Below are 17,563 nucleotides of genomic sequence, written 5' to 3'. Positions count from 1 at the left end.
AAATGCAATCGCAACTCGGTTGCATTTTTATCAGGTTATTGATAGGCATTTTCATATTCATGCAGCCTGCTTTGCCGGATGCGATCCGCGATTTTGCAACGGCACCGAATTCTTGCGAGTTTCCGCCCAATGTTCGATCTGAAAAATGTCTCCTTCCAAAGCGAAGGCAAGAACCCGAAAACGCTGCTGGGCGATATTTCGGTGTCCTTCCCGACCGGCGAATTCAGCGCGATTGTTGGACATAACGGATCGGGTAAAAGCACGCTTTTGAAATTGCTGGCGCGGAAAAACAAACCTGCATCCGGCCAGATCACACTTGATACACAAATCCTTGATACGCACAGCACGCGTGATTTCGCCCGCAAGGTCGCCTATCTGCCGCAAAGCCCGATTGTGCCTGCCCATCTCAGCGTGCGCGAACTGGTCTCCTTTGGCCGCTACCCTTGGCGCGGGGCCTTTGGCCGCTATCGGTCGGACGATCACGAAAAAATCGAACGCGCCATGGAAATGACCCACGTTACCGATTTTGCCGACCGCTTTGTCGCAAGCCTTTCGGGCGGGGAACGCCAACGCGTCTGGCTTGCCATGCTGCTTGCCCAGGATGCACCGGTTCTGCTGCTTGATGAACCGACATCTGCCCTTGATGTCGGACATCAACGCGACATCTTGCAACTTGTCGCCAATCTTAAATCAGAAATCGGTCTGACCGTGATTGCGGTTCTGCATGATATCGACATGGTGGGGCGCTTTGCTGATCATATCCTCGCCCTTCGTGGCGGTCGCACCTGCTGGCAGGGAACAGCGAGCGATTTCATGCAGGCCGATACGCTTCGCGATATTTTCCAAACCGAAATCGGGGTGATCCGCCTGCCGGAATCCGCTCATTATGTCAGCTACATTGCTTAGGGTCCTGACCATGCGAAACCGCCTAATCGCTTCAATCGCCTGTTCCTGCGTGATTGCTACCGGCATCCTTGCCCCGACCATCGCCCCGTCAATCGCGCTGGCTGAAACCTATACCCACGAAATGGGAACGGTGAATTTTGCGACCCCACCGAACCGGATTGCCGTATCGAACTGGTCACTGACCGAAACGGTTTTGGCCCTTGGCATTGACCCGGTCGCCATACCCGAGGCTGACGGATATCGCGAATGGGTGGTCGAACCGGCATTGCCCGCCGAGTTTGTCGATCTTGGCACCCGCATGGCCCCGAATTTTGAAGCCCTGCGCGACAGCCGCCCCGAAGTCATCCTGATAAGCAGCGACGTCGCCATGGCCTATGACAAACTTTCGGCCTTCGCGCCGACCATGGTCTATTCGATCTATAACACCGACCAGCCTGCTCTCAACAGGGCCGAAGACCTGATGCGCAATGTCGGCCAACTGACCGGGCGCAGTGACAAAGCCGAAGAAATCATCGCATCTGCCAATCAACGTATTGCTACCGCCGCCGATCACATCCGCAAGGCGGTTGGCGACGATGCGAAATTCGCGGTCGTGCGCATCCTCGACGATGCCCATTTCCGCATTCACGGTACCACATCGCTTTTCGGATCGACGCTGGCGCGGATGGGTTTTGCCAATACCTGGACCGGCCCGGTCAATGGCTGGGGGTTCAGCAACGGCGAAATTGGTGACCTGGCCAAACTTGGCCCTGCCCACTTCGCCTATATCGAACCGACACCCGCGGCTGTCAAAACCAAACTGTTTGGCTCCCCGGTCTGGAAAGCATTACCGTTCAACCGGCAAAATACCGTTTATGAAGTCCCGACAAGCTGGACATTCGGTGGGCTTTTGTCGGCAGTACGTTTTGCCGAACAGCTTGCCGACGCCATCACCGACGCACACGGATCGTAAATCGATATGACCAGATACCTGTTTCTTTGGCTGTCCGTGATCGCCGGTTTGACCGCACCTCTTGTACCCAAAATGGCAACCGCTGAACCTGTCACGATTGAGCATGAACACGGCACACTGACCCTTGACGCACCGGCAAAACGCGTTGCGGTAACGAACTGGGCCACGACCGAAACGGTCATTGCTCTTGGGCTTGATCCGGTCGCGATTGCCGATCCCGATGACTATCTCGATTGGGTTGCCAAACCTGACCTTCCCGAAAACTTCACCGACATCGGCCAGCGCGCGGCCCCCAATATTGAGGCCCTGCGCGATGCCAAGCCCGACCTGATCGTGATCAGCAAGGATCTTGAAATGGCATATGACAATTTCAATGCCATCGCCCCAACCATCGTTCTGTCGATCTATAACAACAACCGTGATGTCCTGCCCGAAGCCCGTAAACTTTTCGATACACTCGCCAAAGCCACCGGGCGCGAGGCAGAAGCCGCCGCATGGCTTGCCGATGCCGATGACAAATTCGCCGAATATGGTGCTCGCATCCGGGCTGCCATGCCGCCGGGCCGCGCCCTTGCAATCACCCAGTTCGTATCCGAAAGCCATATCGGGCTTTATGGCAAATCGTCCCTGCCCGGCACCGTACTGGCAAAAATGGATCTACCACTAGCCTATCAGGGGCCGGTCAACAATTGGGGCTTTGCCAAGGGGGGCATCGAAATCCTTGGCCCGCGTGCACAGGATACGCTGGTGTACCTGAACCCGGTACCCGATGTGATCCGCGAAAAGGTCTGGGCATCGCCGGTGTGGAAAATCCTTGATTTCGTTCGCAACGACCGGGTTTACGAACTGCCTGTCGTCTGGGCATATGGCGGCATGCCATCCGCCCTGCGCTTTGCCCGGCTTCTTGCCGAAAGCATGGAAAGTGGCCCGGTTAAATGAGCGGCGAAACGAGCCGTGACATGAGCCGGTTTTTCTATCGCGGCCCGGCGCTCCTATGCCTTGCACTTGCAATCTGTTCGGTTGCAATCCTGATCAATGATCTTTGGCCGTTCCTTCAAAAGGGAGCCGGGATGAATGTACTGTTTCATCCCGACGAAACTGATTTCGATCAGATCCTGTTTCATTTCAGCACCCTGCCCCGGATCACAATGGCCTTTATCTGTGGTGCCGGTTTGACCCTCGCCGGGGCAGCGATCCAGACGGTATTACGTAATCCGCTCGCATCTCCGACGACCCTTGGTGTCGGTGCAGGTGTTGAATTTGCCCTGACGGTTTTCCTGCTTCTGGCCCCGGCAGCACTCGCCCCGTTCAAGGAAGCCGCGGCCCTTGCCGGTGGCATGATCGCCCTTGGCGCGGTTTACCTGATTGCATCGCGGCGCGCCAATGCGACGCTTTGGCTGATACTGGCCGGGATGATCATCAATCTGATGCTGCAATCGGGTACGCAGATTTTTCTGCTGTTTAACGAACAGTATCTGCAATCGGTATTCATGTGGGGGGCGGGTGACCTCGCGCAAAACGGCTGGGACTCAACGCAGTTTGTTTTGCCCCGCCTGCTGGTCGGTGTTGCTGTTGTTCTGCTTCTCTCGCGCCCGCTTGATCTTCTTGCCCTTGGCGACGACACCGCAAGCTCGCTTGGTGCTCGCGTCACCATCTTGCGGCTGTTGATCCTGGGCTTTGCCGTTTTCATTACCGCATCGGTCATTTCGGCTGCCGGGTTGATCGGTTTTATCGGTCTGGCCGTCCCTGCCGCCCTGCGTATTGCCGGTCTGACACGTTCGCGCGATCTGATGATCTATTCGCTGTTGACCGGCGGCTTTGCACTATTGTGTATCGACTTTATTGTCCGGCAGATGAACGGGCTTGATGGCGACATCGTTCCAACCGGTGCAGCCACTGCCTTGATCGGCGCGCCATTTATCATACTGATCCTGCGCAAGGCCCGGATTATGCCCGGCCAACAAAGCGAGGACCATCATCCAGATCAGCACATTGTGTCGAAAAATCTGCTGAGCCTCCTGCTGGTATTAGGGCTGGTTACAGGTTTGGGCCTATCCTTGTTCGTGTCGTTTAACGGTCATGATTTCGTATTTCTGACTGGTGGTGAAAGCTTCCATGACATCGTCCTCCAGCGTTCCGAACGGACCTTTGCCGCAATCATTTGCGGCGCGGCTCTCGCGGTTTCAGGCACGTTAATTCAGCGCGTCGGGCGCAACCCATTGGCCAGCCCGGAAATCACCGGCGTCAGTTCTGCCACCGCACTCGCGATGATCATCGCCCTTGTTTTCTTTGGCTTCGGACAACGTGCCGAACTGATGTTTGTTGGTGCTGCCGGCGGGATCATTTCGCTGTTCGTCCTGCTACTGCTATGCCGGAAATTCACCCACGCCCCGCATTACCTGTTGCTAAACGGCCTGGCCTTAACTGCCATTTTGGGCGCGATTGTTCGTATTGCGCTGACCCGCAGTGGCACGCAAACATCAATGCTGATTTCGTGGCTGGCGGGCACAACCTATTTCACCCGCATGGACGAAGTCCTGATCGTCGCGGGGGTCACCGCAGCCTTGCTGGTTGTGGTGATTGCGGTGCGCCGCCCGCTTGAGCTGGCGTCATTTGGCAATGATCAGGCCACCTCGCTTGGCCTTGGCATTTCAGGTTTCCAGTTCTTCATCATGCTGCTTGCCGCCATCCTTGCCGCCAGTGCAACGCTGCTTGTCGGACCACTCAGCTTCGTCGGGCTGATGGCCCCGCATCTCGCACGGATTGCCGGTTACCGGCTTGCGGGGGGGCATTTGCTGGGCGCAGTTCTGATCGGGGCGAATGTGATGATGGTTGCCGAATGGATGGCCAGAAATATGCTCTATCCCCAGCAATTACCAACCGGCCTGATCGCCGCCCTGATCGGAACGGCGTATTTCCTGTTTCTGGCAATCCGCAAACGCTAGGTCTTCGGCCAGTTCTTCGCCAGTGCATAGGCCTCGTCAAAGCTATGCGCATGTTTAAGGGGAAAGGGCAGCATTCTTGCAAAGTTGCTGTTCTCGACCTCTTCGGCATGGTCATGTTCGTGATCCGGCTCCACCTGTATCAGTCCCTTGGCGAAGCACGGCAACCGGTCTCGGTTCTGCCTGAACCAAAGCGCCGCCTGTTTGCGGGTTTCGTGATCCTGCTCGACATGCCCGGTAAAAAGCATGATCAATATCACCGGTTCCGTTCGGGCCGATAGTGCGTAAAGAGCCCTGATATAGCTCTCCCCATCGGCAGAACTTTGCGCGTCAACCATCTCGAACAGTATAATATCATCCGTCAACGAGCTTGATCTGAACATCAATTTCCTCATGCCGAAAGTAACTGGTCATTATCTCATAGACGAAATGCAGCAGCGTTTTTTCACCAAAAACAACAAAGGGCCGCTTATGCGGCCCTTTATATGCGTAACAAAAATCAAGGATCAGTCTTCGAAGTGACCCTTGGCGGCAAAACCACCGCCCTGATAGATCACAGCCGGATCATGGCGATCCTCAGCCGGGAAGGCTGCCTCGATTTCTTCGCGGAAGATATCGGAACTGTCCTGCGGCTGCCAGCCGATCAGGTCGGCGTGGTCGTTGCTCCACCATTTCGTGCGGTTGTTCGACACACCATACATCACTAGATGGCCAGTCATCGGCGCATCAAATACCGCCTTCATCAGGGAAATAAAATCGCGCGGGCTCATCCATGTCGACAACATCCGGCGATCTCGCGGCTTTTCAAAGCACGACCCGATGCGAAGCGAGACGGTTTCGACATCGAACTTGTCGTAGTAATAGCTTGCCAATGCCTCGCCATAGCATTTGGTGACACCATAAAGGCTGTCGGGGCGCAGTTCGGATTTGTCATCAAGCTTGGTCGTGCGCTTGTGGAACCCGATGGCGTGGTTCGAGCTGGCAAACAGGATGCGCGGCTTGCCATTTTTGCGTGCACCTTCATAAAGGTTATAGGTGCCAAGGAAATTGGCCTGCAGCAGGTCATCAAATGCGGCCTCAATCGAAATTCCGCCCAGATGAATGATCCCGTCGCAATCCTTGGTCAGTTCATGCACAGCCGCCCGATCCGAAAGATCGCACGGCACGACTTCCTCGCCCGGACCGGCCGGGTCCATCGGTGCGATATCCGAAAGGCGCAGGACATCGGCATAGCCTTTAAGCCCCTCGCGCAGGATTTTTCCAAGGTTGCCGGCAGCACCGGTAATCAGCAAACGTTTCATCGTCTTCCTCTTTGAAGTCATCTTGGTCCGCAATCAGCCCCCGCCAAACACAAGGTTAGGCAGAGTCAGGGAAATCGCCGGTACATAGGTTGTCAGCATAAGCGCCGTCAGGATCGCCAGATAGAACGGCCAGATCGTCATGACGGCCTTCTCGATCTTCACCCCGCCAATCGCGCAACCGACAAACAGGCAGGAGCCGACCGGTGGCGTACAAAGGCCAAGCCCCAAATTCATCATCAGCACCATACCGAACTGGATCGGGTCCATACCGAATTGGGTCGCCAGCGGCAGGAAGATCGGCGTACAGATCAGGATCAATGCGGCCATATCCATGATCATGCCGGCAATCAGCAGCATGACATTGATCAGCAACAGAACCATGATCGGGTTATCGGTGACGGATGTAATCGCATGCGCCAATGCATCGGGTACCTGATAAAACGCCAGCATGTAACCATAGGCCGATGCACATCCGACCAGCAGCATGACAAGGGCCGTAGTCTTCGCCGATTGTTTGACCGCCGCAACAAATCCGACCCAGTTCAGTTCGCGATAGACAAGCCCGGTAATGATCAACGCATAGGCCACACCGATGGCACCGGATTCAGTCACTGTGAACACACCGCTCAACACACCGCCGACGATAATCACGGCCGTGAAAAAGCCCGGAATGGCTCGAATGGCCGTAACCCCGACAACCCGCCATCCCGGAAACGGTACAGCCGGATAGCCATGCTTTATCGCCACAAGCCATGTCGCAAGGCCAAGCAGCAGACACATGATGATGCCCGGCACCAGTCCAGCCATGAACAGTTTGGAAATTGAAATCCCGCCACCGGCCGCAACCGCATACAGGATCATGTTATGGCTTGGCGGGATCATGATACCCGCGATCGACGAGGTCACCGTAACGTTGACCGCATAATCGGCACGGTAGCCTTCCTTTTTCATCACCGGGATCAGGATCGAGCCGAGTGCCGATGTATCGGCTACGGCCGATCCGGAAATGCCACCAAACAGCATCGATGAAAACACGTTCACAATGCCAAGTCCGCCGCGGCGGCTGCCGACCAATGCGGTTGCAAACTGCACCAGCCGGTTGGCAATCCCGCCATGAAGCATCAGTTCGCCGGCAAAGATAAAGAACGGAATGGCCAGAAGCGAAAAGGCACTGATGCCCGAACCGATACGCTGAAACGCGATCAGGGTTGGCAGACCCTCGAAGAAAAAGGTCGCAAGGGCCGCAATACCAAGTGCAAGGGCAACGGGCATGCCAATGACAATACCAACGGCAAACAGGCCCAAAAGAATGGTCATGCCCATTTATTCAGTGTCCTTATCAAGCAATTCGTCGCTGTAAAACCGGCTATGCGCGATGGTTTTCCAGCCCGTGATGATTTTAAGGATATGCACGAGGCTGTAAAATACGATGCCCCCGCCACAGACCAGCATCGGAATGGATCGCAATCCGTCGGGAACGTGGATGATCGGCATGCTTTTGGCCCAGTTGAAAACAACCAGATCGTAGGCGCCGACCAACATGTAAAAACCGAATACCACCATGGCCGCATAACTGATCAACGCCAAAACAGCCGCGGCCTTGGGCGGTAATGCATCGCGGAAAAACGATACCGAAAGATGGCTGTTGTCTCGGATACAGGCCGCAGCAACCGGAAAAGTAATCAGAACAATCAGGATCAGGGAAATCTGTTCGACCCAGGTCGGGGTTTCGTTAAGGACATAACGCCCGAAAACCAGCCAGGCAAAACTGGGGATCAACGCTACCAGCGCAATTCCGCCGATCAGATTAAGGATTTTGGCTAGTCCGCCACCCAAACGGTCAAGCATCCCGGTGAGTTGTGAAAGCATTCGCACGCCGCCAGAAATGGATTAACAAAAAGACCGGATACAAGCGTAAAGAAGGGCGGCGAAAATGTCGCCGCCCTTCTATGGCTTGATCAATTATTTCTGGGCGTCCTGAATTGCCTTGACCAGATCGGCCAGATCCGGATTGGCTTTGATGAAGTTGTCATATACAGGCTGCATCGCATCCTGGAACGCTGCCTTGTCGGCGACTTCGTTCACTTCGATACCGGCTGCAACAACTTTCTCTTTGGACTTTTCTGCACGTTCTGCCCAGGCAGCGCGCTGAACCTTCACCGACTCATCCGCAGCTTCCTGAAGGATTTTTTTCTCGTCATCTGACAGGCCATCATAAAGCGCCTTGTTGACGCACAGGCATTCCGGAAGGATCAGATGCTGGGTCACCGAATAGTATTTGGCAGCTTCAAAATGGCCGGAGCTGTCATAGGACGGATAGTTGTTTTCCGCGCCATCAATAACACCGGTTTTCAACGACTGATAAACTTCGCCATACGGCATCGGGGTTGCGTTGCCGCCAAGGGCTGCAACCATCTGCACATACAAATCGTTGCTCATCACGCGGAATTTAAGACCTTTGAGATCTTCGGGCGTGTTGATCGGATGCTTGGTGTTATAGAAGGATCGTGCACCGGAATCATACCAGCCAAGAGCCTGAAGACCTGCTTCGGCAAGGCCGTCTGCAATCTGCTGACCTGCCGGACCGTCCATGACTTCATGCATGGCATCGACGTTTTTGAAGATGAAAGGCAGCGAAACAACGTTTGCTTCAGGCGCAACTTCACCGAGCGGGCCGAGGTTGAAAACAGCCCAGTCCAGACCACCAAGGCGAACCTGTTGAATGGCATCGGGCTGATCGCCCAGAACGCCGCCGTGATAAACCTTGGCTTCAAGGTCGCCACCGGATTTTTCATTGATCAGACGGGCAAATTCTTCCATCCCGGTCGAAACCGGATAGTCTGCCGGATGGATGTTCCAGCCGCGCCATTCGCGTGCTTGCGCACCGGCGACAAAGGCGACCGACATTGCCGCTGCGGCAAGTGTCAGTGTGGTGGTCTTCATAAACTTGTTCATTGATATTCCTCCCGTGACTTTATGTCATTCAACGTTAAAGTCTTGTTTTCCCTGATGGGACCAGTTGTTGTCAGAAAAGCTTACATCTTGTAACTTGTAACAACAAGTAATGGTTTTTCTGACAGCCGAATTTTGCGCGCCATTTACTTTTGCGGCGTCACAGAGGTAATCCCGGCAGATGCCACCTGCCGGGGTCGTCAAGCTTAGGCAGCCTTAAGTGCGTCCTCGCCGAACGCCTTACGGATAACGTCAGCCAGCATGTCATGTTCTTCACCGCTCAGATCGGTAAGGGGGCTGCGAACCGGGCCGGTATCACGGCCAATAACGCGCATCCCTGCCTTGACGATCGACACGGCATAACCCGTGCCGCGATCACGCACCGCAAGATACGGATAGAAGAAATCGGTCAGGATGCGATTCATCGTCGCATCGTCGTCAGTTGTCAGCGCGTCATAGAATTCCAATGCTTGCTTGGGCAGGAAGTTGAAGATAGCCGACGAATAGGTGGTCACACCCGCCGCCTTGTATGCCTTGGCAAAAACTTCGGCTGTCGGCATCCCACCGATATAAGAAAGACGATCCCCCATCGTGACACAAACGCGCGTTACCAGTTCGATATCGCCGTGCCCATCCTTGAAGCCGACCAGGTTGGGACACTCGTCACACAATTTCGAAAGCGTTTCGGAAGACAGGATCGAGTTGTCGCGGTTGTAAACAATCACACCGATACTCACCGCATTACAAACCGCCTTGACGCGCTCATACAGGCCTTCCTGCTTGGCACCAACCAGATACTGCGGCAGCAGAAGCAGACCATCCGCACCGGCCTTTTCACATTCGCGCGCCAGTTCGACGGCCATTGCCGTACCATAACCGCAACCGGCAATGATCGGGGTATCACCGGCAACTTCCTTGGCAACGCGGACGGTCTGAATGACTTCCGCCGGGGTCAGCGAGAAAAATTCGCCTGTGCCACCGGCCGCAAACAGCGCTGCTGCCGGATACTGGGCCAGCCAGCCAACATGTGTACGGTAGGTATCCATATCCAGCGAACCATCCGCCTTGAACGGCGTAACCGGGAAAGAAAGAAGCCCGGCACCAATTGCCGTTTTTAGATCCTGATAATGCATAAATCGTCCTTCAATTCATAAATCGGCGACATAACCTATGATGATTCTATAAATTCATCATATCATTGTGTCAATCATATTACTCACAAACTTTAGTCTAGCGAGAAAACAGCGATTTACCGAGAATTTGACCCATACCGCCCCTTCAACCAAATCATCATATCAACGGGTTTGACACTGCAAATCCACGACTCTCGACAATTGATATGATGACTTTATATTTTCATGCCGCTACGCTGCTGAAAACATCGCAAAAACAGAAGGATGCGCGCGGAAAATGACCGACATCACCAAGGCAAGCCGGATTCTGGCCGATGCGTTTAAGCAAAACATTCTGATAGATCCCCTGCCCGCAGACGCGAGTCCGGTCGACTTCGATACTGCCTACGAGATACAGCAAGCCACTCTTGCCCTGACTGGCGCGAAGCAAACCGGATGGAAGCTTTCGGTCGCGACACGCGCTGCACAGGCAGGGCTTGGGATTGAAGGGCCGCTGGTCGGGCCGTTGCTGGATGGCCGGATCATCGAAAACGGGGCGACCATCACCACAAATGATGTTCATTTCCCAAATATCGAGGCCGAGATTGCCGTGGTCATGGCCAGCACGCCCGATGGCAACGCCACCATTGATAAGGTACTGGACCACATCAAAAGCGTGCATCTGGCAATCGAAATCGCGGACCGCAGATATCGTGAAAGACAGGGACCGGTTGCAACACTGGCCGATCTGAACTCGACAGGCTATCTGGTGCTAGGCCCGGAAATCACCAACTGGCGAGACATGGCGTTTCTGAATGTCCCGGTCGAAACAAGATCGGATGACAAAATCCTCGCCCAGAACAGCGATCCCGCCGCATGGCCTGATCCGTTTGGCGGATTGGCTTATCTCGCCGGTTTCCTTGCCAAACGCGGCACACATTTAAAGGCGGGTGACGTCATCACCACCGGGGCCTGTGCGGTACCGACCCTGACCAGCCATGGGCGGATCGAGGCAATCTTTGATGGCATCGGCACAGCACACGCAACCATCAAAACCGGATAAGGCATCCGGAAAACCAAAAGAAAAAGGGCCGTGCAGAACAAACTGCACGGCCCTTTTGATTCAGGTCTTATATCTTATCCGCCTTCGCGGAACCGGTTGACCGGCACCCCCGCGACATCGACACGCAGCATGACAAGTTTGCCCGCATCTGGGAATTCGTCACGCTTTTCCGCCGGGTAGTTTTCCATATGGCTGGTGACATAAAGCGTTTTCATATCCGCCCCGCCAAAGCACGGCATGGTGGGATTTGGCATCGGCATATCAATAGATAGCAACAATGTGCCATCAGGAGCAAAACGGTTCAGCTTGCCCGCCGAAACACCCGCACTCCAATAGCAGCCTTCCATGTCAACCGCCGCACCATCCGGACGCCCGACCGTGTCATCAAGATCAAGGAAACGCTGGCAATTGCCAATCGCGCCGGTTTTGGCATCAAAGTTCCAGCGATTGACCCACGGCCCGCGAGAATCCGAGTGATACATGATCCGTCCATCGGGCGACCAAGCCAGACCGTTGGAAATCTTGATCCCGCCAGCCTTGTGTTCGACCTGCCCTTTACCGGTCACACGATAAAGCGATGCTACCGGTTGCTTGTCGATGTTCTGATCCATGGTACCGACCCAGAACGCCCCGTCCGGGCCGATCTTGCCGTCATTGGTGCGACTCATGTCATTGTCGCTGTCGACAGCCGCCAGTTTTTCGCGCTCACCGGTTTTCGGATCAAACAGGACAATGTCACTTTTCAGCGCCACAACCAGACGCCCCCGATCGGTCAGACCGAAACAGCCGACTTCGCTCTCGAATGACCAACTGTGGCGCTGCCCGGTTACGATATCAAGTGCATGGATTTTCTGGCCGATGATATCGGCCCAGTAAAGGCGGCTGTTGTCTCTGTCCCAGTTCGGGCATTCGCCCAGTTCAAACCGTTCTTCCAGCAGAATGCGGGGCTGCTGTACGGCTGAAATATCACCTGACATGATCCGTTCCTGTATTCTTTCCGACGCAATTCGTCATATGACTTGTGTGCAGGTGCACGGGGGCACTTGTCAACAAATTTGCGAGGAAACTTTACAGGATGTTCTATGCGTGATAGCCGCGACTTTACATATCACGCGCATGGTCGGTTACCCGCTGACGGGCCTGATGCAAATGATAGCGCATCAGCAATTCCGCGCTCTCGCCGTCCTGCCCGCGGATCGCATCATAAATCTGGCGATGTTCCAAAAGAACCTTTTTCACCCGGTCAGCTGATCCGGTACGGGTGATGTTAAGCGCGACATTCATGGTTTTGGCAATCACGCCATGCAGCGACGTCAGCATGGTGACAAAAATATCATTTCCGCTGGCGCGCGCGATTGACATATGAAATTCAAAATCTGCCTGATCAGCTATGTCACCGGCTGCAATGCCTTGTTCAAGCATTTTAAGCGCCCGTTCGATATCGCGATGATGGCGCAGCGTGGCACGTTCCGCCGCCATGCGTGCGGTTGCTGCTTCGATCGCGATACGGGCCTCAAAACAGCGCAGCAACCCCGCCACATCATTGATGCCGCCAAACTCGATCAACCCTTGTGGCGGACGTTTCTTGACAAAAGACCCAACCCCCTGTCGGGCATAAACCAACCCGTCAGACTGCAATTTGCGCAGCGCTTCACGTACCACGGGCCGTGACACACCAAAAGACGCACATATTTCATTTTCAGAGGGCAGCTTTGCCCCTTCAGACAGATTGCCAGATACAATCTGTTCCAGAATTTGCCCATAAAGCTGATCCGCAAGCTTTTCACGCTTCTGTATTTTAAGCTGCAAACCGGTCATTTCCCCAATCCCCATCAACTTGTCATCTTGTCATTCTTACTTGTAAGTTTTATCGGCAAATCCTGAAGGGGTAAAGGGGAAGCAATCAGTCAACCAGTGAATAATCCCGCCTGCCGACCGGTTCCTCGTGACCATCGACAAGGCCATTATCCGATCCGGTCAAAAGGCCTGGTGTCAGGGTCATGTCGCCAGAAAGCGTATCGTTATAGCCAAGCACCCTGACATCGCCGAATTCCTTGAATTCCGGACGGTTATGGACGTTTGGTACATGCGACACCGGCTCGACACAGAATGTCTGGCCGTTTTCCGGGATATAGAATTGCAGATTCGACAAAGTGTCACTGGCTTCCAGAAGCAGGCTTAACTGCCGGTCTGCCCAGACCATTTCCGCCTGTTTGTTCCAGCCGATATAATGAACATCCAGCCCCTTGTGATGGCGGATCATCTTGCCATCGGCAAAGTCACGCCCAAGATCAATCACCGTGCGCGTGGTCGGCAATTTTCCCTCATCCGTGCTAAAACAGTCGGTCGCAACAAACTGCACCCATGCGCTTTCGCCGCCGGGGAACCATGGATGCAAGCCGATCCCATAAGGCATCGGTCCCTTTCCCAGATGACGCACGCCGATTTCGATGGAAATGGTATCGTTTGCAACTTTGATCTGTTGCCAGGCGACATAGCAGAACCCCGTCTGCGGATCGTCATGTTTGTGATTGAAGCGGATGGTATCAACTGTCGGGCGTTCTATATCCCAGACACTGGAAATTCCAAATCCATGAATTGCATGCGGATCCGGTGCCCGATTGGCCGGAACATTGATGGTTTTGCCGTCAAATTCGAACTGGGCGTAACCCAGCCGGTTGGCAAACGGCACCATCGGAAAACATCCCAGATGCGACGGATTACCCGATGTCAGGGCATAGTCGTCAATCGGGCGCAAAAGGTTAATCACCCCGTTGCCGTCGGGACGTACCCAGTCGATCCTTGAAATGGCGCCACCACGGGGCACAATTCCGACCTTGAAAGGGCCGCAGTTCCAGCGATATTCAGCTTCGGCCGTTTTGGCCATTATCGTCGCCTCGTCACTATATCAAAATCATATGATGACTTTCCGTCACCAACATCGTAGGACTATTTCAGGATGTTAAGTTTGTCATTATTAACATCTGGTTCCGATCATAGCGGATTTGCAGAGCAAGAAAATGAGCAACAACGCCGCGCGAAATGCACCACGCAAAGTTTCCCTGACCGAAAAGGTCATCGCAAGCCTGCGACACGAAATTGAAAGCGGCATGCGCACCCCCGGCAGTAAACTGCCGACCGAGCCCGTGCTGACCGAACAATTCGGCGTCAGCCGCACGGTCGTGCGCGAGGCTATAGCAGCCCTGAAGGCCGACGGTTTGCTTGAACCGCGCCAAGGAGCCGGTGTGTTTGTGCTCGCCCCCAGCCCACGCAAACTGGGTAGCGCAATCTTTGCTGTCGATTCCGCGCAGATTTCCGATGTTCTGGAAATTCTTGAACTGCGCATGGCGGTCGAGATCGAGGCCGCAGGTCTTGCCTGTGCGCGAAGTTCGGCGGCACAGCAGGCGAAAATCTACGAAGCCCTGCAGGAAATGACCGACCAGTTCGAACGCGGTAATCCGACAGAAAAAGCCGATTTTGAATTCCATCGCGCCATTGCCGATGCGACAAACAATCGGCGCTATGTCGAGTTCCTTGAACATCTGGGCGATAAAACCATCCCGCGCGCGCAATTGCGCCGCCGCCCGCCAGAGGTCGAAGACCAGAAAAACTACATGCAGAAAATTCTGGCCGAACATCATCGCATCTTTGATGCAATTGCCGCACGCGATGCCGAAACCGCCCGCACGGCAATGCGCGAACATCTCAGCCAAAGTCAGGCCCGTTATCAAAGCCTGCTGCGTCAACGCTAGATAAAATCAGCCCTGACTAATCAGGGCTGCGATATCACGCATGCCGTCAAAAACCACGTCAGCCCCGGCTTCGTAAAGCCGGGCTGCGGCAATTTTGCGATCTTCCACATAGTGCCCGCCACCGACATAACCAATACAGGTCATGCCTGCGGCCACCGCGGCCTTGACCCCGGCGACGGAATCCTCAATCACCACCGCCTGTTCCGGGCGAAAGCCCATTTTATCGGCGGCATATAAAAACAGATCAGGTGCTGGTTTGCCGTTCTTGACGAAATCCGCACTATAGATGTCGGTACCAAACCAGTGACCAAGGCCGGTAACCGCCATCGTGCGCTCAAGGCGCTGCACCGAACTGCTTGATGAAATGCAAAACGCGATATTGCGGCTGCTCAATGCAGTCAAGACATCCTCGATGTCGTCTGTTTTCTGCAATTCAACGTCATAGCGGGCAAACAGCCGTTCATAAAAGAACGGTTTGAATTCTGCGGTGATATCCCGTCCGGTTTCGATCCGGATATGTTCAATCGGTGCCGCACTTGATCGCCCGGTAAAACGGGCGGCAACTTCGGCAAGATCAAGCGGTGCACCATAATGATCAAGCACATCGACAAGCGTCGCCAGCGAAATAGGTTCACTGTCGACCAAAACGCCGTCACAATCGAAAAGAACGACGTCCTTGCCGGTCATGATCGGAGCCGACGCCGGGTTACGGGCGTTATCTTGGACATTTCCGGGGGCCATGTTGAACCTGGCTTCGTTGGGTTTGATCACAAAAGCCTATACAATCGCGAATGTCATCGTCAATCAAAATGAACATTTGACCAATCGATGCACTTTTGCTCAATTACGTACGGCACGAATTTATCGCGGTGACCAACACGCGCGAAGAATGCATAAAACCGGGATCGGGTTTGCCTATGAAATACAGGGCTCCCGCCAACCGGCCCCGCGGGAGGAATACCATATGAGCCTTACAGACAAAGTCATTATCGGTGTGGATGTTGGCACCGGAAGCGCACGTGCTGGCGTGTTTAGCCAGGATGGAAAACTGCTCGGCAGTGCCGCCCATGCGATTGCCATGAACAAGCCAAAACCCGACTTCGTCGAACAGGACTCGGAAAATATCTGGCAATCTGTTTGCCAATCGGTCCGTGATGCGCTGGCAAAATCAAACATTGCAGCCAATCAGGTCGCAGCCATCGGGTTTGACGCCACCTGTTCGCTCGTGATCCGCGATGCCAATAACCGTCCGCTTGGTGTCACCCCCGGCGGCGGCGATAACTGGGATGTTATTGTCTGGATGGATCACCGTGCCATCCGCGAAGCCGAAGAATGCACCAAAACCGGCGCCAAGGTGCTAGAATATATCGGCGGTACCATGTCCCCCGAAATGGAATTGCCCAAACTGATGTGGTTAAAGCGCCACCACCGTCAGAACTGGGACAAAATGGGTGCAGCTTACGACCTTGCTGATTTCCTGTCTTTCCGCGCAACCGGCAGCAACAAGCGGTCCTGCTGCACGATAACCTGCAAATGGACCTATCTGGCCCATCAGGATGATCCATGGGATCGCGCATTTCTTGATCAAATCGGTCTCGATGATTTCCCGGGCAAAGCCGGAATTGACCGCAAGGCATTGGGTGTTGGCGATCTGATCGGCAATCTCTCCGAACAGAGTGCGACCGAACTTGGTTTGACCTCCGATTGCGTCGTGGGTGCAGGCTTGATTGATGCCCATGCCGGGGCCCTTGGCACACTTGGCGAATATCTGGATGGCAATCTGGATGAACGGTTCGCCATGATTGCCGGGACCTCGACGTGCCATATGGCGCTGTCGTCCGAACCGCGCTTCATCAAGGGCGTATGGGGCCCCTATTTCGGGGCGATTGCGCCGGGTCTTTGGCTTAACGAGGGCGGCCAATCAGCAACCGGTGCATTGCTTGATCATATTGTTGCCATGCATCCTTTTTCGCATGCTATGGGTCGCGATGCTCACAAGCTTGCCAGCGAAAAACTTTTGCACCGGATGATGGAAACACCCGATCTTGCGCCGCGCCTACATGTTCTGCCCGATTTTCATGGCAACCGGTCACCACTCGCCGATTCAGAAGCGCTTGGCGTGATTTCCGGCCTCAACCTTGATCAAAGCGAGGAAAGCTTCCTTGACCTTTACTGGGCAACCGCCTGCGCCATTGCCTATGGCACACGCCATATCATTGATGCGCTGAATGCAACGGGCTATGAGATCAAACATATCCATCTAAGCGGCGGACACACTGCAAGCCCGGTTCTGGTCAAACTTTATGCCGACGTCACCGGCTGCAATGTCGTGATGTCCGACTGTGCCGAACCGGTCCTGCTGGGATCCGCGATGCTGGGTGCGGCGGCCCTTAATCCCGAAGGCGGTCTTGCACTTGCGTCGCGCCGTATGGCTGGCAAGGAAACCATCCACGCGCCGGACCAAACCGCTAAGGACGCCCACGACAGGCGCTATGCCATTTTCCACAAGCTTCATGCCCACCGACAGGAACTTGATGCCATGGCCGCAGGCTGATCCATCAAAAAAGCCCCGCAACATACGCT

General features: G+C 54.6%; 17 protein-coding genes. 7 read left to right on the top strand and 10 right to left on the bottom strand.

Going from position 1 to position 17,563, the window contains the following annotated elements; translation table 11 throughout:
* Positions 1–129 precede the first annotated feature (129 nt).
* The 4 genes from AUP42_RS08300 to fhuB are packed head-to-tail and all read left to right on the top strand — an operon-like array spanning position 130 to position 4,803.
* Positions 130–906: an ABC transporter ATP-binding protein gene (locus tag AUP42_RS08300; protein WP_062950804.1), complete on the top strand. Its 777-nt coding sequence runs from the start codon at positions 130–132 to the stop codon at positions 904–906.
* A 10-nt stretch (positions 907–916) separates the two neighbouring features.
* Positions 917–1,858, top strand: a complete 942-nt coding sequence (locus tag AUP42_RS08295) for an iron-siderophore ABC transporter substrate-binding protein (RefSeq protein WP_062950901.1) — start codon at positions 917–919, stop codon at positions 1,856–1,858.
* A gap of 6 nt (positions 1,859–1,864) precedes the next feature.
* Positions 1,865–2,797, top strand: coding sequence for an ABC transporter substrate-binding protein (locus AUP42_RS08290; protein ID WP_062950803.1), 933 nt, complete (start codon positions 1,865–1,867; stop codon positions 2,795–2,797).
* Positions 2,794–4,803, top strand: coding sequence for a Fe(3+)-hydroxamate ABC transporter permease FhuB (fhuB, locus tag AUP42_RS08285; RefSeq protein WP_062950801.1), 2,010 nt, complete (start codon positions 2,794–2,796; stop codon positions 4,801–4,803). Before AUP42_RS08290 ends, fhuB begins: the two co-directional genes overlap by 4 nt.
* On the opposite strand, the gene AUP42_RS08280 is transcribed toward fhuB, so the two are convergent.
* The 6 genes from AUP42_RS08280 to kdgD all read right to left on the bottom strand — a co-directional run bounded on the left by AUP42_RS08280 (position 4,800) and on the right by kdgD (position 10,186).
* On the bottom strand, positions 4,800–5,165 hold the full coding sequence (locus tag AUP42_RS08280) for a hypothetical protein (RefSeq protein ID WP_231858202.1): 366 nt from the start codon (positions 5,163–5,165) through the stop codon (positions 4,800–4,802). The two genes, fhuB and AUP42_RS08280, sit on opposite strands and share 4 nt — an antisense overlap.
* Before the next feature lie 141 nt (positions 5,166–5,306).
* A complete protein-coding gene (locus AUP42_RS08275; RefSeq protein WP_062950797.1) occupies positions 5,307–6,101 on the bottom strand; it encodes an NAD-dependent epimerase/dehydratase family protein in 795 nt (264 codons plus the stop codon).
* A 33-nt stretch (positions 6,102–6,134) separates the two neighbouring features.
* Entirely contained in the window at positions 6,135–7,424 is a 1,290-nt protein-coding gene (locus AUP42_RS08270; protein WP_062950795.1) for a TRAP transporter large permease, read from the bottom strand.
* On the bottom strand, positions 7,425–7,970 hold the full coding sequence (locus AUP42_RS08265) for a TRAP transporter small permease (RefSeq protein WP_062950793.1): 546 nt from the start codon (positions 7,968–7,970) through the stop codon (positions 7,425–7,427).
* Between the two features lie 93 nt (positions 7,971–8,063).
* The gene (locus AUP42_RS08260) at positions 8,064–9,056 is read right to left on the bottom strand and encodes a TRAP transporter substrate-binding protein (RefSeq protein WP_062950788.1); all 993 of its coding nucleotides are present in this window, start codon (positions 9,054–9,056) and stop codon (positions 8,064–8,066) included.
* A 203-nt stretch (positions 9,057–9,259) separates the two neighbouring features.
* Positions 9,260–10,186, bottom strand: coding sequence for a 5-dehydro-4-deoxyglucarate dehydratase (gene kdgD, locus AUP42_RS08255; protein WP_062950786.1), 927 nt, complete (start codon positions 10,184–10,186; stop codon positions 9,260–9,262).
* Positions 10,187–10,463: 277 nt separating this feature from the next.
* Here kdgD and AUP42_RS08250 point away from each other — a divergent pair, with 277 nt between their 5' ends.
* On the top strand, positions 10,464–11,228 hold the full coding sequence (locus AUP42_RS08250) for a 2-keto-4-pentenoate hydratase (RefSeq protein WP_062950784.1): 765 nt from the start codon (positions 10,464–10,466) through the stop codon (positions 11,226–11,228).
* A 74-nt stretch (positions 11,229–11,302) separates the two neighbouring features.
* On the opposite strand, the gene AUP42_RS08245 is transcribed toward AUP42_RS08250, so the two are convergent.
* The 3 genes from AUP42_RS08245 to AUP42_RS08235 all read right to left on the bottom strand — a co-directional run bounded on the left by AUP42_RS08245 (position 11,303) and on the right by AUP42_RS08235 (position 14,115).
* Positions 11,303–12,205 (bottom strand): SMP-30/gluconolactonase/LRE family protein, encoded by a 903-nt coding sequence (locus AUP42_RS08245; RefSeq protein WP_062950781.1) that lies wholly within the window; start codon positions 12,203–12,205, stop codon positions 11,303–11,305.
* A 124-nt stretch (positions 12,206–12,329) separates the two neighbouring features.
* Complete coding sequence (locus AUP42_RS08240) at positions 12,330–13,046, bottom strand: FadR/GntR family transcriptional regulator (protein ID WP_082824712.1); 717 nt, start codon at positions 13,044–13,046, stop codon at positions 12,330–12,332.
* Positions 13,047–13,131: 85 nt separating this feature from the next.
* Positions 13,132–14,115 carry a hypothetical protein gene (locus AUP42_RS08235; protein ID WP_062950778.1) on the bottom strand — a complete coding sequence of 328 codons (984 nt, stop codon included), beginning with the start codon at positions 14,113–14,115 and terminating at the stop codon, positions 13,132–13,134.
* A 133-nt stretch (positions 14,116–14,248) separates the two neighbouring features.
* Here AUP42_RS08235 and AUP42_RS08230 point away from each other — a divergent pair, with 133 nt between their 5' ends.
* Positions 14,249–14,980, top strand: a complete 732-nt coding sequence (locus tag AUP42_RS08230; protein ID WP_062950776.1) for a FadR/GntR family transcriptional regulator — start codon at positions 14,249–14,251, stop codon at positions 14,978–14,980.
* 6 nt (positions 14,981–14,986) lie between these two features.
* On the opposite strand, the gene AUP42_RS08225 is transcribed toward AUP42_RS08230, so the two are convergent.
* On the bottom strand, positions 14,987–15,667 hold the full coding sequence (locus AUP42_RS08225) for an HAD family hydrolase (protein WP_231858201.1): 681 nt from the start codon (positions 15,665–15,667) through the stop codon (positions 14,987–14,989).
* A 277-nt stretch (positions 15,668–15,944) separates the two neighbouring features.
* Here AUP42_RS08225 and AUP42_RS08220 point away from each other — a divergent pair, with 277 nt between their 5' ends.
* Entirely contained in the window at positions 15,945–17,534 is a 1,590-nt protein-coding gene (locus AUP42_RS08220) for an FGGY-family carbohydrate kinase (protein ID WP_062950899.1), read from the top strand.
* Positions 17,535–17,563: the final 29 nt, after the last annotated feature.

The sequence above is a fragment of the Thalassospira lucentensis genome (assembly GCF_001613805.1).
Taxonomy (GTDB): Bacteria; Pseudomonadota; Alphaproteobacteria; order Rhodospirillales; family Thalassospiraceae; genus Thalassospira; species Thalassospira lucentensis_A.
This window is presented reverse-complemented; position numbering and strand designations above follow the sequence as displayed.